Origin of the sequence: Algibacter sp. L1A34, from assembly GCF_009796805.1 — a bacterium.
In the GTDB taxonomy this organism is placed as follows: Bacteria; Bacteroidota; Bacteroidia; order Flavobacteriales; family Flavobacteriaceae; genus Algibacter.
In genome coordinates this window covers 439,650-460,311 of the sequence record NZ_CP047029.1, presented here as the reverse complement: position 1 = coordinate 460,311, position 20,662 = coordinate 439,650, and the positions used below count along the sequence as shown (strand labels likewise).

General features: G+C 33.6%; 19 protein-coding genes. 9 read left to right on the top strand and 10 right to left on the bottom strand.

Going from position 1 to position 20,662, the window contains the following annotated elements:
* Positions 1 to 8: 8 nt before the first annotated feature.
* A complete protein-coding gene (locus GQR97_RS02000; RefSeq protein WP_158844624.1) occupies positions 9 to 623 on the bottom strand; it encodes a fumarylacetoacetate hydrolase family protein in 615 nt (204 codons plus the stop codon).
* A 340-nt stretch (positions 624 to 963) separates the two neighbouring features.
* On the opposite strand from GQR97_RS02000, the gene GQR97_RS01995 reads away from it, so the two are divergent.
* The 6 genes from GQR97_RS01995 (at position 964) to secDF (ending at position 10,891) form a co-directional block, all read left to right on the top strand.
* Entirely contained in the window at positions 964 to 2,736 is a 1,773-nt protein-coding gene (locus tag GQR97_RS01995; protein WP_158844622.1) for an ABC transporter ATP-binding protein, read from the top strand.
* Positions 2,737 to 2,739: 3 nt separating this feature from the next.
* Complete coding sequence (locus GQR97_RS01990; protein ID WP_158844619.1) at positions 2,740 to 3,258, top strand: DinB family protein; 519 nt, start codon at positions 2,740 to 2,742, stop codon at positions 3,256 to 3,258.
* 331 nt (positions 3,259 to 3,589) lie between these two features.
* On the top strand, positions 3,590 to 5,539 hold the full coding sequence (gene gyrB / locus GQR97_RS01985) for a DNA topoisomerase (ATP-hydrolyzing) subunit B (protein WP_158844616.1): 1,950 nt from the start codon (positions 3,590 to 3,592) through the stop codon (positions 5,537 to 5,539).
* 569 nt (positions 5,540 to 6,108) lie between these two features.
* Positions 6,109 to 7,035: a malate dehydrogenase gene (gene mdh, locus GQR97_RS01980; RefSeq protein WP_158844613.1), complete on the top strand. Its 927-nt coding sequence runs from the start codon at positions 6,109 to 6,111 to the stop codon at positions 7,033 to 7,035.
* Positions 7,036 to 7,107: 72 nt separating this feature from the next.
* Entirely contained in the window at positions 7,108 to 7,728 is a 621-nt protein-coding gene (locus tag GQR97_RS01975; RefSeq protein WP_158844610.1) for a hypothetical protein, read from the top strand.
* 169 nt (positions 7,729 to 7,897) lie between these two features.
* Positions 7,898 to 10,891 (top strand): protein translocase subunit SecDF, encoded by a 2,994-nt coding sequence (gene secDF / locus GQR97_RS01970; protein WP_158844607.1) that lies wholly within the window; start codon positions 7,898 to 7,900, stop codon positions 10,889 to 10,891.
* A gap of 339 nt (positions 10,892 to 11,230) precedes the next feature.
* Here the strand turns inward: secDF and GQR97_RS01965 are convergent, their stop codons facing one another.
* A complete protein-coding gene (locus tag GQR97_RS01965) occupies positions 11,231 to 12,550 on the bottom strand; it encodes a sulfatase-like hydrolase/transferase (RefSeq protein ID WP_158844604.1) in 1,320 nt (439 codons plus the stop codon).
* A gap of 290 nt (positions 12,551 to 12,840) precedes the next feature.
* On the opposite strand from GQR97_RS01965, the gene GQR97_RS01960 reads away from it, so the two are divergent.
* Positions 12,841 to 14,145, top strand: coding sequence for a voltage-gated chloride channel family protein (locus GQR97_RS01960; RefSeq protein WP_158844601.1), 1,305 nt, complete (start codon positions 12,841 to 12,843; stop codon positions 14,143 to 14,145).
* Complete coding sequence (locus tag GQR97_RS01955) at positions 14,142 to 14,483, top strand: DUF190 domain-containing protein (protein WP_158844598.1); 342 nt, start codon at positions 14,142 to 14,144, stop codon at positions 14,481 to 14,483. The genes GQR97_RS01960 and GQR97_RS01955 overlap by 4 nt, the downstream gene beginning before the upstream one ends.
* A 6-nt stretch (positions 14,484 to 14,489) precedes the next feature.
* Here GQR97_RS01955 and GQR97_RS01950 read toward each other — a convergent pair whose 3' ends face one another.
* The 8 genes from GQR97_RS01950 to GQR97_RS01915 all read right to left on the bottom strand — a co-directional run bounded on the left by GQR97_RS01950 (position 14,490) and on the right by GQR97_RS01915 (position 19,871).
* Positions 14,490 to 14,714: a hypothetical protein gene (locus GQR97_RS01950; protein ID WP_158844595.1), complete on the bottom strand. Its 225-nt coding sequence runs from the start codon at positions 14,712 to 14,714 to the stop codon at positions 14,490 to 14,492.
* Between the two features lie 257 nt (positions 14,715 to 14,971).
* Complete coding sequence (locus GQR97_RS01945) at positions 14,972 to 15,931, bottom strand: tRNA dihydrouridine synthase (protein ID WP_158844592.1); 960 nt, start codon at positions 15,929 to 15,931, stop codon at positions 14,972 to 14,974.
* Between the two features lie 177 nt (positions 15,932 to 16,108).
* Positions 16,109 to 16,774, bottom strand: a complete 666-nt coding sequence (locus GQR97_RS01940; RefSeq protein WP_158844589.1) for a DsbA family oxidoreductase — start codon at positions 16,772 to 16,774, stop codon at positions 16,109 to 16,111.
* A gap of 56 nt (positions 16,775 to 16,830) precedes the next feature.
* Positions 16,831 to 17,520: a haloacid dehalogenase type II gene (locus tag GQR97_RS01935; RefSeq protein ID WP_158844586.1), complete on the bottom strand. Its 690-nt coding sequence runs from the start codon at positions 17,518 to 17,520 to the stop codon at positions 16,831 to 16,833.
* 49 nt (positions 17,521 to 17,569) lie between these two features.
* Complete coding sequence (locus GQR97_RS01930) at positions 17,570 to 18,235, bottom strand: peroxiredoxin-like family protein (RefSeq protein ID WP_158844582.1); 666 nt, start codon at positions 18,233 to 18,235, stop codon at positions 17,570 to 17,572.
* 50 nt (positions 18,236 to 18,285) lie between these two features.
* A complete protein-coding gene (locus GQR97_RS01925) occupies positions 18,286 to 18,594 on the bottom strand; it encodes an EthD family reductase (RefSeq protein WP_158844579.1) in 309 nt (102 codons plus the stop codon).
* An 87-nt stretch (positions 18,595 to 18,681) separates the two neighbouring features.
* Complete coding sequence (locus tag GQR97_RS01920) at positions 18,682 to 19,230, bottom strand: carboxymuconolactone decarboxylase family protein (protein ID WP_158844576.1); 549 nt, start codon at positions 19,228 to 19,230, stop codon at positions 18,682 to 18,684.
* A 77-nt stretch (positions 19,231 to 19,307) separates the two neighbouring features.
* Positions 19,308 to 19,871 carry a TetR/AcrR family transcriptional regulator gene (locus GQR97_RS01915; protein WP_158844573.1) on the bottom strand — a complete coding sequence of 188 codons (564 nt, stop codon included), beginning with the start codon at positions 19,869 to 19,871 and terminating at the stop codon, positions 19,308 to 19,310.
* 341 nt (positions 19,872 to 20,212) lie between these two features.
* Here GQR97_RS01915 and GQR97_RS01910 point away from each other — a divergent pair, with 341 nt between their 5' ends.
* Positions 20,213 to 20,578, top strand: coding sequence for a hypothetical protein (locus tag GQR97_RS01910; RefSeq protein ID WP_158844569.1), 366 nt, complete (start codon positions 20,213 to 20,215; stop codon positions 20,576 to 20,578).
* Positions 20,579 to 20,662: the final 84 nt, after the last annotated feature.

The window sequence follows — 20,662 nt, the reverse complement described above, 5'->3', positions numbered from 1 at the left end:
TATGAGAATTAAATTAATTTAAAATCTAAAAGCAGTTCACCTTCAATAGAAGCCTGTAAATGGTCACCTTTAACATTAAGCCCAACACCAGCAGCCGGCGTTCCAGTAAAAATAATATCACCTTCTTTTAGCGTCATGTAAGTCGATACAAAACTTATAATTTCAGCAAAATTATAAATCATAAAATCGGTGTCTCCAATCTGTTTTTTCTCACCATTAATAACCAAATCGAAATTGATATTGTTTAAATCTGGAAAGGCAGAAACAGGTTTAAAGGCAGAAATAGGCGAAGCACCATCAAAACCTTTTGCTAAAGCCCATGGCCCTTTATTGGCACGGCTTGCAGCAAGTACATCTTTAGCAGTGTAATCTATTCCTATAGCAATTTCAGAGATATAAGAGTTCGCATCTTCCAACGTAATATCTTTTCCTGTTTTACCAATTTTCACCACCAATTCCACTTCATAAGCCAATTGTTCCGTAATTGCAGGAAAAACAATATCGGCATTATCAGTCACTACACTACTTTCTGGTTTTGTAAAAATAAGCTGAGCACCCGTTTTAATGGCACTAATTTCAGACTTATCAATCACATAATTCTTTCCAATTCCAATAACTTTCATCTGTTTGTTTTTATAGTTTTTAATTCAGTTTAAAAAGTAAATAAAAGTAGTAAATAAGTGGCCTAAAACAGACGTTTCTTCAAAAAATAATTTGGGCGCAACCCCAAGGGTCGGGCTTTCTCTACTCGCTTTTTTGTGTTGCATAGGCGCAACAACACAAAAAGAGCTCAAACATGCCGTTCAATCCCTTGCGCGGGCTAACTTGTAAAATTTAGGATTTACAACCAATAATTAGGTGGGTTTATAAAATTCATATCAAAAAAAAGCAAATGAAAATATGTCATAAACCCCACTTATGGTATCTTTATTGACTTGTATTTTTAATATACTAAAATTTAATATGCAGCACTTTAAAGAATCCGCTTCACCTAAAGATAAAACAAAACAAAAAGTCACCATGGCACAGGCCTTTAGAACTATTATTTGGCCACGCCGAAAATTGGTTCTATTGGGGTTATTATTAATAGTAATTCGCAGTTTGGCGGGTTTAGTACTGCCGTGGCAAAGTAAAGTGCTTTTAGACGAAGTTGTGCCAGGGAAAGATATGTCGATGTTATACAATCTTGTCGGTATTGTTATTGCGGCCATAACTGTACAAGCGGTAACCTCATTTTTGCTTACTCAAATTTTAAGCGTGCAAGCACAATATTTAATAAGTGAATTGCGAGCACAGGTTCAGAAAAAAGTACTCTCATTGCCTATTAGTTTTTTCGATAATACCAAATCTGGCGCATTAGTATCACGAATAATGAGCGATGTAGAGGGTGTTCGAAATTTAATCGGTACTGGATTAGTACAATTAGTAGGTGGAACATTTACGGCTATTGTATCTTTAATAATCTTGATAAAGCTAAACCCTTGGATGACGCTTTTTGTATTCGTGCCACTTTCAATATTTGGTTATATAGCACTTAGAGCCTTTAAATATATTCGTCCAATTTTTAGAAAACGTGGGAAAATAAATGCTGAAGTAAAAGGCCGACTTACCGAAACGCTTTCTGGTGTTCGTGTAATAAAAGCTTTTAATGCCGAGGAGCAAGAAAATATTGTATTCGAAAAAGGCGTAGATCAATTGTTTCAAAATGTTAAAAAGAGTTTAACAGCCACAGCTATAATGACTAGTTCTTCAACCTTTTTAATAGGCGTTGCAACCACCGGAATTATGGGGATTGGTGGTTATTATATGATGCTAGGTGAGATGACGACTGGTGAATTCCTTTTCTTCACATTAATACTTGGTTTTATGATTGCGCCTATTGTACAAATGAGTAATATTGGTAGTCAGCTTACCGAAGCTTTGGCAGGTTTAGATCGAACCGAAGAACTCATGAACATGACGGCCGAAGAAGATAATGAAGATAGAACGATTGAAGTAAACACCTTAAAAGGTGATATTGAATTTAAAGATGTTTCTTTTTCTTATGAAGAAGGCAAAGATGTATTGCATAATATTAATTTTAAAGCACCAGCAGGTTCTGTAACCGCTTTGGTTGGTAGTTCTGGTTCTGGAAAATCTACTATAGCTGGACTTTCTGCTACCTTTTTAACTCCAAAATCGGGTAAAGTAACTATTGATAATCAAGATTTATCTAAAGTTAGATTAAGTAGTTATCGCCAACATTTGGGAGTCGTTTTGCAAGATGAGTTTTTGTTTGAAGGTTCCATAAAAGAAAATATCATGTTTCCGAGACCAAACGCCACGGAGACCGAATTACAAAACGCTGTAAAAGCTGCTTATGTTAATGAGTTTACCGATAGGTTTGATGATGGTTTGGAAACCTTAATAGGCGAGCGTGGAGTGAAACTTTCTGGAGGTCAACGTCAACGTTTGGCTATTGCACGTGCTATTTTAGCAAACCCGAAAGTGATTATTTTAGACGAAGCTACATCGAGTTTAGATACCGAAAGTGAAGCTTTAATTCAGAAAAGTTTATCAGAATTAATAAAGGATAGAACCACCATTGTAATTGCGCACCGTTTAAGTACAATTCGTAAAGCAGACCAAATTTTAGTTATCGAAGCTGGCCATGTTGTAGAACGTGGTACTCACGATGAGCTTATTGCTTTAAACGGACGCTATTTTGATTTATACACCTACCAAGCTAAAATTTAATATATGAAAGCTACAGATTTAAATAATAAAGAGTTCAATTCGTTTTATGGAGGTTATATTAATCAAATCCCTGAAGCATGGGATTTGAAAACTGGTTTTGAAATAGGGAAAGGGAGTATCGTTAATTTTTTTAAAGCTATTCCTAAAGATAAACTTGAATATCGTTATGCGGAAGGTAAATGGACTGTAAAAGAAGTGTTTCTGCATATTATAGATACCGAGCGTGTTATGATGCATCGTTGTTTTAGAATTGGCAGACACGATAAAACAGCTTTGGCTGGTTTTGAGCAGGACGATTATATTGCGCCATCTAAAGCAAATGAGAAATCTTTAGAAGCGCTTATTGAAGAATATCTAGCAGTTCGACAAAATTCTATTATTTTATTAAACAGTTTGTCTTCCGAAGATTTAAAGTTTATTGGTCATGCTAGTGGTAATAAGTTGTCGTCTAGAGCAGCTGCGTTTATCGTTCTAGGACATGAAATTTGGCATACCGAGATCATAAAATCGCGATATTTGTAATCCAAAACATCAATTTTAAGCCACTTTTCTATTTTTCAGGTTAACAAGTCATGTTTAAGATGGTTTGGATTTAATTTAAGGTGTTTTTTAAGCGATTTAAGACGTTTTTAAATAATTAACAAATGTTGATAATTATTGCTTTAAGTCGATAAAGTGCGCTTAAAATGTGATTTTAATTTGTATATTTGTTTGTATTCAAAAGGATGCTTTATAGCATCTTTTTTTATGCTAATGAAACTCTGGATTTTCAAGATGAAATATAATTCAGCTAGTTTTATTTGTTCTGCTGAAGAGCGGGTGTTAATAATAAAATAATATCAAATCATAATTTATGAGCGAACCTAAAGAAGAGTTTAATAAACACAATTATTCTGCCGATAGCATTCAAGCGTTAGAAGGTATGGAGCACGTGCGTATGCGTCCATCGATGTATATTGGCGACGTTGGTACAAGAGGTTTACACCATTTAGTTTACGAGGTTGTCGATAACTCTATTGATGAGGCATTGGCTGGACATTGTAACAATATTACAGTTATAATTAATGAAGATAACTCGATTACCACAGAAGATGATGGTCGTGGTATTCCTGTAGATTTACACAAAAAAGAAGGCGTTTCGGCTCTAGAAGTTGTAATGACTAAAATTGGTGCTGGTGGTAAATTCGATAAAGATTCTTATAAAGTTTCTGGTGGATTGCACGGTGTTGGTGTAAGTTGTGTAAATGCATTATCTGCACATTTAACAGCAACAGTTTTTAGAAATGGAGAGGTTTGGGAACAAGAGTATGAGCGCGGTAAAGCCTTATATCCAGTAAAAAAAGTTGGTGAAACAGATAAACGTGGAACTACGGTTACGTTTAGACCAGATGAAACTATTTTTACTCAAACTTTAGAGTATAGTTATGATACTTTGGCGAGTAGATTACGTGAGTTAGCATACCTTAATAAAGGGATCACGGTTCATTTAATAGATAGAAGAAGTAAAAAAGAAGATGGTGAGTTTGAAGGTGAAACATTTCATTCTACAGAAGGTTTAAAAGAGTTTATCACGTATTTAGATGCTACTCGTGAGCCTTTAATGAAAGATGTAATCGCTTTTGAAGGTGAAAAGAATGGTGTGCCTGTTGAGGTTGCTATGATTTATAACACATCTTACGCAGAAAATTTACATTCTTATGTAAATAATATTAATACTCATGAAGGTGGAACGCACCTTTCTGGTTTCCGTCGTGGTTTAACACATACCCTTAAAAAGTATGCGGATGATTCTGGTTTATTAAAAAATCTAAAATTTGATATTGCTGGTGATGATTTCCGTGAAGGATTAACAGCAATTATTTCTGTAAAAGTTCAAGAACCTCAATTTGAGGGGCAAACTAAAACGAAGTTGGGTAATAGGGAAGTTTCGGCTTCAGTTAGTCAAGCGGTTTCAGAAATGTTAACAGATTACTTAGAAGAACATCCAGATGATGCTAAAATCATTGTTCAAAAAGTAATTCTTGCAGCACAAGCACGTCATGCAGCTCAAAAAGCTCGTGAAATGGTACAGCGTAAAACAGTAATGAGTATTGGTGGTTTACCTGGTAAATTAAGTGACTGTTCTGAGCAGGATCCTGAAAAATGTGAAATCTACCTTGTAGAGGGAGATTCTGCAGGTGGAACGGCTAAAATGGGACGTGATAGAGCGTTTCAAGCTATTTTACCATTAAGGGGTAAGATTCTTAATGTTGAAAAAGCGATGTCTCATAAGGTGTTTGAAAATGAAGAGATTAAAAATATCTTTACGGCATTAGGTGTAACTATTGGAACGGAAGAAGATAGTAAAGCCCTTAATCTTTCAAAATTAAGATACCATAAAATAGTAATCATGTGTGATGCCGATATAGATGGTTCTCACATTGAAACATTAATTCTTACTTTCTTCTTTAGATATATGAAGGAATTAATAGAAAACGGACATATTTATATAGCAACACCACCTTTATTTTTAGTAAAAAAAGGAGCTAAAAAAGAATATGCTTGGAATGATGAAGAACGTTTGGCATTAATGGAACTTTATGGTGACGGTGCTAAAATTCAACGTTATAAAGGTTTGGGTGAGATGAACGCGATACAGCTTTGGGATACCACAATGAATCCTGAATTTAGAACGTTACGTCAAATTCAAATCGATAATGGTGTTGAAGCAGATCGAGTGTTCTCAATGCTTATGGGTGATGAGGTACCACCTCGTAGAGAATTTATTGAAAAGAATGCTGTTTACGCAAATATTGATGCGTAGGTAGATAGAAGTCTATATTATTAAGGCCTCAACAGTTATACTGTTGAGGCTTTTTTTTGTTCAATTTACTAAAAAGATCGCTTAAGTACATTTTTTATCGATAAAAGTTGTGTAATGTAAAAATAAGTGTATCTTTGTTTCAGCTAAGAGAATCAAAATGAAAAAGTTAGCCTTATTAATCTTGATTTCCGAAATGAAAACAAAGTTTTGAGTTTAATGTCATTATTAATTTATTTTCTTAGCAAGAAAAAGTAAATTTGAGTTAGGTTAATTGAGCCTAATTATAAAAATAATATTATCGGATTTAGTGCTTTTTTAGTAAGCTTTAATTTCGGATTTAGTAAAGAAAAAATTTAGTTAATAGTTTAGTTTTATTTAGTTTAGTTTAGTTAGTTGTTATAAAAGTGCAGAAATCTTTCTGCACTTTTTTTTATTTAAAATTGTACCACATTTATATGCGTTCTTGTTAAAGAAATAGAAGATAAATTCGTAAATTTGCTTGACTGTAATTCTGTGTTTTCAGGGTTTTGTCAACTAAATATTATAATAATTTTATTAAAATTAAACTTATGAAAGTAACTGTAGTAGGAGCAGGAGCAGTAGGCGCAAGTTGCGCAGAATATATTGCTATTAAAAATTTCGCATCAGAAGTCGTTTTGTTAGACATCAAAGAAGGCTATGCTGAAGGAAAAGCCATGGATTTAATGCAAACCGCATCTTTAAACGGGTTTGACACTAAAATCACTGGTGTAACAAACGATTATAGTCAAACAGCAGAAAGTAATATCTGTGTAATTACTTCTGGTATTCCTCGTAAACCAGGAATGACTCGTGAAGAGTTAATTGGAATTAATGCAGGAATTGTAAAAACAGTTTCTTCAAGTTTAATTAAATATTCTCCAAACACAATTATTATTGTTGTGAGTAATCCAATGGATACTATGACTTATTTAGTTCATAAATCTACAGGTTTACCTAAAAACAGAATTATTGGTATGGGTGGAGCTTTAGATTCAGCTCGTTTCAAATACAGATTAGCTGAAGCTTTAGAAGCACCTATTAGCGATGTTGACGGTATGGTTATCGGTGGACATAGTGATACAGGTATGGTGCCATTAACGTCTCACGCAACTAGAAACTCAATTAAAGTTTCAGAATTCTTAAGTGAAGAACGTTTAGAGCAAGTTGCTGGAGATACTAAAGTAGGTGGAGCAACCCTTACAGGTTTATTAGGAACTTCTGCTTGGTATGCGCCAGGTGCTGCAGTAAGCAGTTTAGTTCAAGCTATTGCTTGTGACCAAAAGAAAATGTTCCCATGTTCAACTTATTTAGAAGGTGAATACGGATTAAATGATATTTGTATTGGTGTACCTGTAATTTTAGGTAAAAACGGTATTGAAAGTATTGTTGATATTCCTTTAAGTGCTGCTGAAAAAGCACACATGCAAGCTAGTGCAGAAGGTGTATCAAAAACTAATGGTTTATTAGATTTATAGTCTTAAATCGTTAAATAACATAAATATATAGAGGCTGTAGCAATACAGCCTTTATTTTTTTATATTTGCCGTATGCAATTAAAAAGGTACATAGGTGCTATAATTTTTATTTTGAGTTTCTTGGCTGTTATTTCAGAGCAAGAATTCAATGCGCCTAATCAAGAAATTGTATTAGAGTTTAATCATGTTGAGGTTACCTCAAATGAGGCTCAAACAGCGGTTGCACAAGTAAAGCAGCAATTGTACGCACTTGGTGCAAACCAAATTAAAGTACAGCAAACTGTTAATGGTAAATTAAAAATCACGTACTACAGTGATGCCGATATTGCTAGTATAAAAAAAATTTTTGCTAAAGATTTAGAGCATAACTTAGACTCTAATGCTTTCAGTAAAAAGAAAAAACAAGCAGAATTACCTTCCGAAGCACCTAATATTGCCTATAATATTGATGTATTCGAAATTCAAAACTCGAATAATACTGGATTAGGTTTTGATGGTAAATGTGTTTTAACAACCGATACTAAAAGTGATCGTTTTTCAGATCCTAACGCTTTCTTTTTTATTGAAGTTGTAAATGTTTCCATAGAAAAACACACGGTTAAAACGGCTTATAAAGTGCGTAGGAACATTTCGATTTCTACAGAGAATAATCTTCATAAAATTCCAGAAGGCAGGGCAGGACCAACTTGCTAAAAAGATGGATTTATAAGGCTCAACTTTCAATAGTAAATTTTGATAGCCTATAATATTTCATCATTCAAAAACAAACACAATCAATTTCAACCTAAATATTGTCAGATATTGACCGTAAATAATATATTTGCGCGTCGAAAAACTTTTGACACACACTAAAATTAAAACAATGCAAAATAAAGGATTAGTAAAATTATTTGCGCTTTTGTTTGGTTTGGTAAGTATCTACCAATTATCATTCACGTTTAAAGCGAAACAAATTGAGAACAAGGCAGAGGAGATTGCAATTAGTAAAATTGCAGATACCGAAGAAGGTTACCGTGCAAAACGTAGCGCCGAAGAGACTTTTTATTTAGAGTCTATCGCTACAGATACTGTATTTAATATGGGTATCGCAAAATTCACTTATAATGAAGTGAAACAAAAAGCCATGAATTTAGGTTTAGACTTAAAAGGTGGTATTAGTGCTACACTTCAAATATCTATTAGAGATATCTTGAAAGGATTGGCTAATCATACAAAAGACCCTATTTTCAATAAGGCTTTAGATGACGCTGCCGAAATTCAAAAAAACAGTCAGAACACGTATTTAGAGGATTTCTTTATCGCTTTTGATAAAATTAAAGGAGATACAAAATTAGCTTCACCAGATATTTTTTACACTAAAGCATTAGATGGTGAAATTAACGGAAATATGACTGATAGCGAAGTTAAAGCTATTATCTCAACTAAAATTGATGAATCTGTAGTTTCTGCATTCGAGGTTTTACGTAAACGTATCGATGAGTTTGGTGTAACACAACCAACTATTCAACGTATTGGAACATCAGGTCGTATTTTAGTAGAGTTACCAGGTGTAAAAGATAAAGAGCGTGCTATTAAATTATTACAAAGTACAGCACAATTAGAATTTTGGGATGCTTATAAAGGCGAACAATTTTTTCCTTTCTTAGCGCAAGCTAACGAAGTATTAAAAGATATAGTTTCTCCAAAAACAGAAACTGCAGAGGTAGAGCCACAAGATGAAGAAAATGCACAAGATTCTGCAATTGATGATCTTTTAGGTGAAGCAGAAACAGATTCTACTACTGTTTCAACGGTTAACCCAATATTCGACTTAATTAGAGGTCAAGGTTACCAAGGTGGACCAATCATTGCTCAATTTGAAGCAAAAGATAAAGAAACTATCGAGAACTACTTAAGTATGTCTCAAGTACGTGCTTTACTTCCTGCAGAGCAACGTTACGCAAAATTTGTTTTCGGAAAACCTAAAAAAGGAAGTGAGTTATTAGACTTATATGCTTTAAAAGGAAACAGAGAAAACGAACCAGAATTAAGTGGTGCTGTAGTTACAGATGCTAGAAACCAATTTGGACCAACAGGTAAATCTGAGGTTTCAATGCAAATGAATGCAAAAGGTGCTAAAATCTGGGAAGAAATGACTGGTAATGCATACACACAAGGTAGCCAAATTGCTATTGTTTTAGATAACGTGGTATATTCTGCTCCAGGTGTAACAACCGGACCAATTGCAGGTGGTAGCTCTTCAATCTCTGGAGATTTTAGCTTAAACGAAGCAATCGATTTAGCAAACGTATTACGTGCTGGTAAATTACCTGCTTCTGCAGATATTATTCAAAGTGAAGTTGTTGGACCATCTTTAGGTCAAGAAGCTATCGATAGCGGTAAAATGTCGTTCATGATTGCTTTAGCATTAGTGTTAATCTGGATGGTATTTTATTACGGTAAAGCTGGTGCATTTGCAGATGTTGCTATGGCATTAAACATCCTTTTAATCTTCGGTATCCTTTCAGGATTAGGAGCTGTGTTAACATTACCTGGTATTGCTGGTATTGTTTTAACTATTGGTATGTCGGTGGATGCGAACGTGCTGGTCTTTGAGCGTATTCGAGAGGAGCTCGCCAAGGGTAAAGGACAAAAAGAAGCCATTCAAGATGGATTTAGCAACGCTTTATCTTCAATCTTAGATGCCAACATTACTACTGGTTTAACAGCATTAATCTTATTTATATTTGGTACAGGACCAATTAAAGGTTTCGCAACGACTTTAATTATTGGTATTGGTACATCATTATTTACTGCAATTTTCATCACACGTTTACTAATCGATTGGTATTCTAATCGTGGTGGAAACTTAGCGTTCTCTACAGCAATGACTAAAAACTTATTCCGTGATATTCGTATCGATTTTTTATCGAAACGTAAAATAGCATACATCATTTCTGGTGCTTTTATCGTAGTAAGTTTAGGATCTTTATTTACAAACAGTTTAGATCAAGGTGTTGATTTTGTTGGAGGTAGAACGTATCAAGTTCGTTTTAACCACGATGTTAGTGCGTCAGAAATTACAGGTGTACTTTCTAGCCCAGATGTATTTGGTAGTGCAAACGCTAAAATATTTGGAGATGCTAACCAAGTTAAAATTACTACAAAATATTTAGTAGAAGAAACAGGATCTGAAGTCGATGAGCAAATCCGTAAAACTCTTTATACAGCTTTACAACCTTATTTCGAAGGTCTTTCTTATGAAGAATTCATTAGCGATGCCGATACAAAAACAGTAGGATTATTAAAAACCGATAAAGTAAGTCCAACTATTGCCGATGATATCAAACAAGAATCATTCTGGGCAGTTTTAGGATCATTAATCGTAGTATTCCTTTATATCTTAATTAGATTTAAAAAATGGCAATACTCACTTGGTGCTGTAACAGCAGTATTCCACGATGTATTAATCGTATTAGGTGTATTCTCTTTAACGTATAAATTCATGCCATTTTCAATGGAAATAGATCAAGCGTTTATAGCAGCAATATTAACCGTAATTGGATATTCATTAAATGATACCGTGGTAGTATTCGATAGAGTTCGTGAGTTCTTCAACGAGCACACAAGCTGGAAATTCGATCGCGTAGTAAACGCATCATTAAGCAGCACATTAAGCCGTACATTAAATACCTCATTAACTACATTAGTAGTGTTATTAGCAATCTTTATCTTCGGTGGAGATTCTATTAGAGGTTTCATGTTCGCCTTAATAGTAGGTGTAGTAGTAGGTACGTACTCGTCGCTATTTATAGCAACACCAGTAATGTATGATACTATAAGTAAATTAGAAGGAAAAAAGAAAGAAGACGAATAAGTCTAACTTTTTCTATAAGCAAAAAGCCCGTTAGCGTAAGTTGACGGGCTTTTTATATTTTAAAGGTTTTGGGCGTTACCCGAAAAGGGTCGGGCTTTCGGCAGTCGCTTTTTTGTGTTGCATAGGTGCAACAACACAAAAAGAGCTTCAACAATGCCTCTATCCCTAACGCATGTGCTTGCTATGGTTTCGGACTTTTATAAATATCATTGTTTACTGGTAAATGTTTTCCGTTTAAATACTACAAATAGGAAGCTTTAAACATGGCGATAATCTAAAAATCGGGATATAGATCACTAATATCAATAGCCAGAAATAATAATCAAAAAAGCAGATTCTTTAATTTCTAATTTTAAGTAATTCTTGTTCTAATTCTGTTTTTACCTGTTGTAAACTAGGTGTTAAAGTCGCTTTTATAAGATTGTTTTTTTCGTACGGATCATCGTTTAAATTATATATTTCTTTATTGCCGTTACCAAAAACCATAAGCTTGTATGTGCCATTACTAATAGTCCAAGCATCTTTAGTATCGTTTTTCATTTCCGAATATTGATACGTTCTAATAACGTCTTCTTTAGTAAAAAGCGATTTAAAACTTTTACTATCATTAATCTCAGGAATATCTACACCTGTAATTTCCGATATTGTTGCAAACATATCGCTACTAGTAATTAAGTTATTATCTATACCTTTTCGGGTAACACCTTTTCCTGAAATGAACATTGGCATGTTAATACCACCTTGATATAAATTTCTTTTCACTTGATTTTTGCCATAAGGTGCTTGAGTTACAACCGGCTCTGTTCCATTATCTCCAATAAAAATGATGATTGTGTTTTCTTTATCAGCTTCAGAAAGTGAATTCAATAAGCGCCCTATTTGATAATCCATAGCTTCAATAGAAGCCATAAAATAAGGTATTGGGTTTAATTCACTGTTGTATTCTGGTATATTACCTTGACTGTGCATTTCACTTGGTGGCACATGGAACGGTGTGTGTGGTGCATTATACGCCAACCACATAAACCAAGGTTTTTCTTGTTGCTCAATCCAATCTGTAGCTAAACTGGTCAATTTGGTAGTTGTATATTCTGTGCAGGTTTTATTCATACCATTTTCCATTAAAGGCCAATTGTAATAATCTTTTACCGAACCTTTAAAAATACCAGCATAATAATCTAATCCAAAAGATTCCGGATTTATGGAAGTTGCATCAAGGCCAGATAAATGCCACTTCCCAACTAGAGCAGTTGCGTATTTATTTTTCGTTTTATTGTTTATATACTTTTGTAATATTAATTCTGATGGACTTAATATTTGGTTTGCCCACCTCACGTTGGTACGATATCCATATTTACCAGTAATCATTGATGCTCTTGTAGGTGAGCAAGTTGGATACGTCCAGAAATTGCTGAAACTTAATCCCGAATTCCGTATATTATCTATATGTGGTGTTTTCGGTTTTATTGTTCCTTCTTGAAAACCACTTATGGCTTCTTTTCCCATATCATCTGCAATTAAAAACAAGATGTTGGGTGTTTTTCCAGAGATAGAATTGTCTTTAATTTTAGTATTTGCTTTTAAAGTTTGTTTATGGCCGTTTCCTTGGTTACAAGCCAAAAATATTAATGCTAATACTGTTAAATATAGATGTTTCATTTATTATAATTCTATGAAGATGATATTTTTGGAGTTAAATTATAGCGAAGGTGCTTTTTTCTGTTTTAGCATCTAATTTAGCACATATAACCTGAACAAAAAACAGGCCTAAGTTTTAGTCATTAAGTTAGAACCAGCAATAAGCTATATACCATGATAGAAAACGGTTTTTTGTTTATATTTGCATTTCAATTTTGGCAATAAAGTCTGCTTGTAACGGTTCCGCTTGGAGCTAATAACATCTACCTTTAAAGGCTTATGTCTCTGTAGAGTGATTTATTAAAAGCAATATGGAAAAAAATAAAATTAAAGATTTTTTATTCTCATTTGAACAAATTCCGTCTTTATTGTATCTTTTAAAATGGGTTTTAATCTGTTTAACATTAGGCGCTTTAGCTGGAAGTGTTTCTGCTTTTTTTCTATTAAGCTTAGAATGGGCCACAAATTGGAGAGAATCTCATTTGTGGATTATCGCTTTATTACCAGTTGGTGGTTTTATAATCGGTATATCTTATCATTTATATGGAAGTAGTGTTGTAAAAGGGAATAATTTACTGCTAGAGGAATTTCATTCACCTAAAAAAGTAATTCCTTTTAGAATGGTTCCACTTGTTTTATTTGGAACGATTTTAACACATTTTTTTGGAGGATCCGCTGGTAGGGAAGGTACAGCTGTACAAATTGGTGGTGCTATTGCCGATAGGTTTACCAAAGTTTTCAATTTATCAAAACGCGATAGACAAATTGTTTTGATAGCTGGTATTAGTGCGGGTTTTGCATCTGTTTTTGGAACACCATTAGCAGGTGGTATTTTCGCATTAGAGGTATTGGTGTTGGGTAGAATACGTTTAGAGTCTATCATTCCGAGTTTTATGGCTGCAATTTTTGCTAATTATTTTTGTGAAATATGGAATGTATCTCATACGCATTATCATATTAATACCGTTGCAGAAATGACGCCCGTAAATTTATTGTGGTGTTTATTGGCCGGAATTATTTTTGGTTTAGTGGCCATGCTTTTTTCAAAATCAACCCATTTTTGGAGTCATCTTTTTAGTAAGCATATTAAATACCCGCCGTTACGCCCTGTAATTGGTGGTGTAATATTGGCTGCTGCCGTATATTTTATGGGAACAACAAAATATATAGGTCTCGGGATACCTACAATTGTTGAAGCTTTTGATGTTAACCTTAATTCTTACGATTTTCTTTTAAAGCTTATATTTACATCCTTTACGCTTGGAGCAGGTTTTAAAGGCGGCGAGGTAACACCCTTGTTTTTTATTGGAGCAGCCTTAGGTAATGTATTAATATGGTTTATACCATTGCCAATGGGTTTACTTGCAGGAATGGGGTTTGTTGCCGTTTTTGCTGGAGCAACCAATACACCTATTGCTTGTACCATAATGGGAATAGAACTCTTTGGAATAGAGTCGGGTGTTTTTATTGCTTTGGCTTGTTCTACGGCCTATTTGTTTTCTGGTCATTCTGGGGTTTATTCTTCGCAAATAATAGGAAGTCCAAAAAACGATGTATTCATGCGAGAGAAGGGGCTTTCTTTATCTGAAATCAGTAAAAAAAGGGAGAAGAAATGAAGGGTTTTGCTACAATACGGATCTATTTTGAATATGGTCAGAAAATAAAGGATCAATCTTTTTGGAAAAAAATGTATACCTCAGATTTTTCAACGGAACTCATTAAAAGAGCAAAAGCCTTTGGAATAGAGCAGGTTTTACATCTAAATGTTAGTAAAGGCTATTTGGCTAATCAGAAAGTTAATTGGGGCATAAGTGAAATTCGTCATTTTAAACATCCTCACCTTATTGAAATGACTGATTCTGAAATTAAAATAAATCAATTTCTTGATGAACAAAAAGACGTGTTGCAAGAAACTAAAATTCTTATTGTTAAAAGTGAAGTTTTAGTTAGGTGATTTTATTTATTCTATAATTTCATAATCAATACTTAGTTTTCGCAAAGCTCTTAAAGCCGAACCTGAGTTTTTATCATCCACATCAAAATCTACGGGATCTCCTTCTAATAGTATATCGGTAAGTTCATTCGCTAAGGATCCATCAATGTTAGATGAAACTTCAGCAATACATTTGGCTATCGCTCTTCTATCTGGTCTTTGAGCATCACAAGACAATAAGTTTATTTTCATAATAATGTAATTTATTACTGCAATATACCATAATTGAGAGAAGTCTGTGCGATACTTGCTATAGGATTCTTTTTAAAGCGTTATAACTCGCGTTTACCAAAATTGAGTTAGTTCTTAGAAGAAAGATTTTATTTGAACTTGTTTGAAGCAGATTTTATTTTTTACTGACGCATTCAATGGCAGATTTTGCATATGTTGTCTAATTATCGGAATAATTAAAAGAGACTTTAATCTATTTTAATTTGAAGTAAAAAAAATCAACTATTCAGCTTACGTTCATTAGCCAATATCAAACTAACTGCTTGCTTATATTTAAAAGGGTTAGTAGCTTTTTTAATCGCTTTATATGTTTTCTGCGGATTTGAGCAGGATTGTGAAAAGAATTCCCAAAAGCCTAACATTTTCATTTTAATAGGTGTTGGTCCAGAAAGGTATTCATCATACTGATTATAAATCGTATCATGAAATTCTTCAAAAATAGTCCAACGGTTTTTAGGATATTCTGTAGTGTCGTTTTTTATCATTTGTGGTAAAAAGGGATCGGCAATTAAGCCACGACCAATCATAAAATGATCTAAACTCGGAAAACGAGCCTGTATGCTTTTAAAAGCTTCAACACTAGTAATATCTCCATTGTAGTAGAGTTTGTGTTTGGTACTGGTTGTGCAACGCTCAAAGGCATCTAAATCTACAGGGCCTTTATAAAGTTGCTTTCCAATACGCGCATGGATAGCTATGTTTTTAAGCGGATATTGATCTAAAATAGGGAATACGTCTAGAATTTCTTCTGCATGATCATAACCCATACGCATTTTCATAGATACTAAAATATCAGTTTCTTTGTGTGCGCGTTCTAAAATATTATCGATTTTGGCAGGATTACAAATTAAACCAGAACCCATTCCAGATTTTGCAACCATAGGATATGGACAACCTAAATTCCAATTCAATTCTTTATAACCTAAGCTTTGTACATATTTAGCAACAAACAAAAACTCCTCGGCGTCGTTGGTTATAATTTGCGGGATCACCTCTAGGGTATCATTGTTTTCTAAGAGTAAATCGTTTTGGTAAGAACTTTTAATTTTAAACTTACCATTTAACCTAATGTAAGGTGAGTAAAAGGTATCGATACCTCCAAAATAATGATGGAAAGCATTACGAAATCTAAAGTCTGTAAAACCCTGCAATGGAGAGGAAAGTAAAGTAAAAGCCATTTATATTTTATGAAGCGCAAAGATAGTTATATCTTTTATGGCGTGGCAGAAAGATTTTTAATGATTTTACGCCAAATGTCACTAATAAAAAAACGCGTTTGCAAACCATGGTTTTTTGTGATACCATAGCGTACAAACGCGTTAGAATTTATTATTTTATTTTGAAAGCAAAAGAACCTATTCGGAAACAGGTGCGTTTTGAGCTTGTAATAATTCGGTTAGCACTTGTTTAAAAGTATCTACAGGTTGTGCTCCTGTAACAGCACTTTTTCTGTTAAAAACAACAGTAGGAACAGAGCTTACTCCCAATTGTTGCCAATAACCCTCTTTGGTTTTTACTTCAGAACGAATATCTTCATTATCTAATTTTGATAAACCTTCTTCAGCATCTAAACCAACATCTAATAAAGCTTGTTTTAAAACATCGCGTTTAGAAACATCTTTATGGTTAGTAAAAAATGCTTTGGTAAGCGTCATTTTCAATTCGGTTTGTTTTCCGAAATATTTTGCATATTCTAATAAAATATGAGCTTCAAAAGTATTAACCATGCGCATACCATCAAAATAATCGAAAGTAAAGCCAAGTTCTTCACCAGCTTCTACCATACGTTGCTTCGATTCGTTTTGTTGCTCATCTGTAGAACCATATTTTTCAGCAATATGCTCGTGTAAATCCTGTCCTTCAGCTGGCATGTTAGGGTTTAATTCAAAAGGCTGCCACTCAATATCTACTTGATCTTCAATTCCTAATTCTTTTATCGCTTTTTCTAAACGTTTATATCCAACGGTACACCATGGACATACAACATCAGAAACGATATCTATCTTAAGTTTTTCTTTCATTTTACTATTTCATTTTTTGGTTTATTATTACCAATGTTTAGTTGGTTTTTTTAAACCTATTTATAGGTAACAAGAATATCTGCTACTTGTTTTAAATCGGGTAATTCAATTTCAGATTTTGGAGCAAGCGGAAACGTTTGTTGCCCTGGTCTACTTACAAAAGCAGCGCGCCATCCGGCCCAAAGTGCACCAGCAACATCCCAACCATGTGCTGCAATTAGCATACAGGCTTCAGGTTTTACGTTTAATTCGTTTGCCGCCCAAGTATAAGTATCTGTAAATGGTTTAAATTTACCGGCGCCTTCAATGCTTAATTGTGCATCGAAATAACTTGTTAATCCGGCACTTTCAAATTGCTTAGCCAGACCTTCTTCCGAGGAGTTTGTTAAAGCGACTAACGTATAGCCCGCTTGTTTTAATGCTAATAAAGCGTCTTTTACTTCTGGGTGTGCTGGTAAATTGCGTAAGCCAGATATAATAACTTTACGAGCTTCATCTTCAGAAATTTTAATATCATGATTGGCTGCTACCATTTGTAAAGCTGCAGCGCCAATGTGTCCAAAAGGTTTGTATTGGCCACTAGCCGAAACGACTAACGAATATTGTAACATGGTAGTAAACCATAAAGGTAACAAGTCTTGGTTTCCGCCTAAGGCATCTCCAACTAACCGTTTCATTTTAGTAAGATCTAAAAGTGTTTCGTTAACGTCAAAAAATAATACTTTAGGTTTTTGCTTAGTTTCCATTATGATATGTTTTTATTCAAAAATAAAATTAATAGTTTTTAGCGAAGTTTTACTTTAACTTGTTTAATACAGACAGTATTTCTTTCGATTCAGCTCTTTCTTTATAATCGGCATCTAAAAACGCATATTGAATTATTCCGTTTTTGTCAATAACATAAGTCGCAGCTAGGGGTAACTCATTACTATTATCTCCGTTTTTTTCGTTTAAACCGAATCCGTTTTGATAAATAGAAGCGACCTCTTTAGTAAGTTCGAATACAACACCGTATGTTTTTCCAATGGTATTACCAATATCGCTTAAAACACTAAATTCTAAATTGTTTTTTTCTGAAGTGTTTAACGAGTTATCTGGCAACTCGGGAGTTAAAGCTAAAAGCGTTGCGCCAGCTTTTTTAAACTCGGGTAAATTTTCTTGTAAATGATGTAGAGTGATATTGCAGTAAGGACACCAACCACCGCGGTACCAAGTTAAAACTACAGGACCATTTTCTAATGTGTTGTATAAGGAAACAGGTTGATTTAAAGCATTATTTAATATGAAATTAGGTGCTTTATCTCCAACGTTTAATGCCTTGTCTAGTATGCCAGAGTTTGTTACGCTGGTAATACCATCGGCATAAATTTGATTTTTTTCTTTAGTGAATTTCGTGATGCCTGCTTTACGTTGCACGTCTAATAAGGCATCTAATTCCCCTTTATTTTTATTTGTTTCCATTGTTATGCGTATTAATTCTGTTAGTGTAATTTCTTGTATAGTAAGAAAAATTAAACAACTTCACTAATTTGAACTTCTGGTTTTGCATTAGTGAAATTAGGCAAATCTGCTAAAATAGCTTCAGCATTTGCACCGAAAGATTGTTGGAATGTTTCCATAGACTTGAATACCAAATTTGCAATAACGACATAAGGAGCTGGTTGGTCTGGAGTTGCTCCGGCTAGTCCGAAATTTATATCGGAAGATATGATAGCATCACCTAATAAATCGATAAGTAATTGACTGTGGTTTTTAATGTAATATTGTTTGTCGAATTTTAAATCGGCATTATTAGGGTACATTACTGTTATTTTAATCATGTCTTATGTTTGTTTATTAATAAACCTTCCTCTTAATAGGAGGAAGGCTTACAGCTATTAAATTGTAGTTTTAGGGGACTACATTTTTTATTTTTTCCAAGCAAAACTTTTAAAAGCATCATCAACAGGTGTGTTTGCGATGTGATTTGTATAGTTGCTAATTACTTTTTGAGACAGTCCTAAAATAATGTCTAATACTTGTTGCTCACCATATCCAGCAGCGTAAAAAGCATCTAAATCTGCTTGAGATACATTACCACGGTTACGAACTATAGATAATGTCATAGTACGAAGCGCTTCTAGTTTAGGATCTGCAAGAGGTGTTTCGTTACGTAAAGCTTCAGTAATAGCGTCGTCAACTTTCATCATTTTTGCAATTCCTGTATGTGCAGGTACGCAATAATGACATGCATGCTCTACGTTAATGGTTTGCCATACTACTGTTAATTCATTTTCGTTGAAAGACGAGCTTACAAATAATTCATGTAATTGTTGGTATGCCTTAAGGATTTGTGGAGATGCAGCTAATACACCGTGTAAACCAGGAATCATTCCATAAGCTTTTTGAGAGTTTTCTAATAATGGTTTGCTTTCTGCTGGAGCACTTTCGATGTTGTGAATTTTTAATGTTGTCATAATGTTTGTTTTCTTTTTAATTTAATAATTGTTTTAAATAACTAAACATTCGTTTAGTTATAGTGTAAAAAAAATGATTAGAGGTTTTTAAACGTCAATTCGATATAATCTTCAATTTCTTTCTTGCTGTTTACTCTTGCTGCGGCAGCTAAACCGTGCTTTGCGAGTACTAAATAATTTGCTTGTTTTAATACGGTCTCTTCATCTTTTGAAGAATCCATTTTAAGCTTTTCTATGAATAATGTTTTTAAATTATCCATAAAAGAAGTCATTTCCTCTTTTATAATTAGGTCGTCGGTTTCTGAAAACTCATTGTAAGTATTGGTAACCAAACATCCTTTTTGTTCGTCGGTTTTAAAACTAGAACTAACAGAATCGTTGAAAAATTGTTTAATATCTTCAATACCATTAGAAGCATTTTTGAAGTTTTCAAACATCTCACGGATTTTACTTTTGTAGCATTTTATGCTTTCAATAAATAGACCGTGCTTATTTCCGAAACTAGAGTATATGGAAAATTTGTTAATGCCCATTTCTTTTTCAAGCATTTGCATAGATGTAGACTCGTAACCATTTTGCCAAAAGAGACGCATCGCTTTTTCTACAACTTCATCTTCGTTATATTCTTTTTTTCTTGCCATTATTTCTAAGTACAGGACAAAACTAAACAATCGGTTAGTAATAAAAAAATAATTAACAAATTTTTATTATTTATGACCAATTTTTACAAGCTATCTAAAAATAATAAGTCGATTTTGAAAATAAATCATCTTAATTAATGTCTCTCATTAGGTCTTGATAAATGAAAAAATAAATTAAAAGTCTGAAGTAAAACCTATTAAGAATCAAAGGCCGCATTTTTTCAAATAGATAGAATTTCAAAAAAAAGTATTACCTTTCACTTGTAAAATTACCTTAACAATTGTAGCACTATATAGCAGTTGTTTATTGTTTAAAAATCTCTCTGGTTCTGTTTAAAAGAATGAACATTTATAAACTGTCTTTTGGCACTATTTGTATTATTAATCCGCATTTAGTTGAGGTTATCGTTAATGATGAAGTAATCATTGATGAAGTAGAGGTTGATGAATTTCACGATTTTTTACTTAGTAATTTAGATTCTCCATTTTCCATTTTAGTAAATAAAAAGAACCATTATTCATACACGTTCGAAGCTCAAAAAATTATTGGAAATTTAGAGCAAGTAAAATCGATAGCCTTCGTTTCTAAAATAAAAGAGGGTTTGTTAGCTTTTAAAACGCTAAGCACTATAAATGGGAAAGATCAAAATGCGGTAAAGTTTTTTGATAGTCGAGCCGATGCATTGTCCTGGATAGAGCAACAGTAGTTTTTCTTTTCTCAAACGTTTTAGTTAGTGTAAAACCCAAATTATTAAGGTTCTACTTGTCTGTCCGTATATAAAACGTAAATT

Coding starts and splice junctions, on each gene's coding strand:
- GQR97_RS02000 (WP_158844624.1), bottom strand. CDS start 623: ATGAAAGTTATTGGAATTGGAAAGAATTATGTGATTGATAAGTCTGAA.
- GQR97_RS01945 (WP_158844592.1), bottom strand. CDS start 15,931: ATGGCTTTTACTTTACTTTCCTCTCCATTGCAGGGTTTTACAGACTTT.
- GQR97_RS01935 (WP_158844586.1), bottom strand. CDS start 17,520: ATGGAAACTAAGCAAAAACCTAAAGTATTATTTTTTGACGTTAACGAA.
- GQR97_RS01915 (WP_158844573.1), bottom strand. CDS start 19,871: ATGGCAAGAAAAAAAGAATATAACGAAGATGAAGTTGTAGAAAAAGCG.
- GQR97_RS01960 (WP_158844601.1), top strand. CDS start 12,841: ATGGAAAAAAATAAAATTAAAGATTTTTTATTCTCATTTGAACAAATT.
- GQR97_RS01930 (WP_158844582.1), bottom strand. CDS start 18,235: ATGGAAACAAATAAAAATAAAGGGGAATTAGATGCCTTATTAGACGTG.
- GQR97_RS01955 (WP_158844598.1), top strand. CDS start 14,142: ATGAAGGGTTTTGCTACAATACGGATCTATTTTGAATATGGTCAGAAA.
- GQR97_RS01925 (WP_158844579.1), bottom strand. CDS start 18,594: ATGATTAAAATAACAGTAATGTACCCTAATAATGCCGATTTAAAATTC.
- GQR97_RS01910 (WP_158844569.1), top strand. CDS start 20,213: ATGAACATTTATAAACTGTCTTTTGGCACTATTTGTATTATTAATCCG.
- GQR97_RS01965 (WP_158844604.1), bottom strand. CDS start 12,550: ATGAAACATCTATATTTAACAGTATTAGCATTAATATTTTTGGCTTGT.
- GQR97_RS01995 (WP_158844622.1), top strand. CDS start 964: ATGCAGCACTTTAAAGAATCCGCTTCACCTAAAGATAAAACAAAACAA.
- GQR97_RS01990 (WP_158844619.1), top strand. CDS start 2,740: ATGAAAGCTACAGATTTAAATAATAAAGAGTTCAATTCGTTTTATGGA.
- secDF (WP_158844607.1), top strand. CDS start 7,898: ATGCAAAATAAAGGATTAGTAAAATTATTTGCGCTTTTGTTTGGTTTG.
- GQR97_RS01940 (WP_158844589.1), bottom strand. CDS start 16,774: ATGAAAGAAAAACTTAAGATAGATATCGTTTCTGATGTTGTATGTCCA.
- mdh (WP_158844613.1), top strand. CDS start 6,109: ATGAAAGTAACTGTAGTAGGAGCAGGAGCAGTAGGCGCAAGTTGCGCA.
- GQR97_RS01950 (WP_158844595.1), bottom strand. CDS start 14,714: ATGAAAATAAACTTATTGTCTTGTGATGCTCAAAGACCAGATAGAAGA.
- GQR97_RS01975 (WP_158844610.1), top strand. CDS start 7,108: ATGCAATTAAAAAGGTACATAGGTGCTATAATTTTTATTTTGAGTTTC.
- gyrB (WP_158844616.1), top strand. CDS start 3,590: ATGAGCGAACCTAAAGAAGAGTTTAATAAACACAATTATTCTGCCGAT.
- GQR97_RS01920 (WP_158844576.1), bottom strand. CDS start 19,230: ATGACAACATTAAAAATTCACAACATCGAAAGTGCTCCAGCAGAAAGC.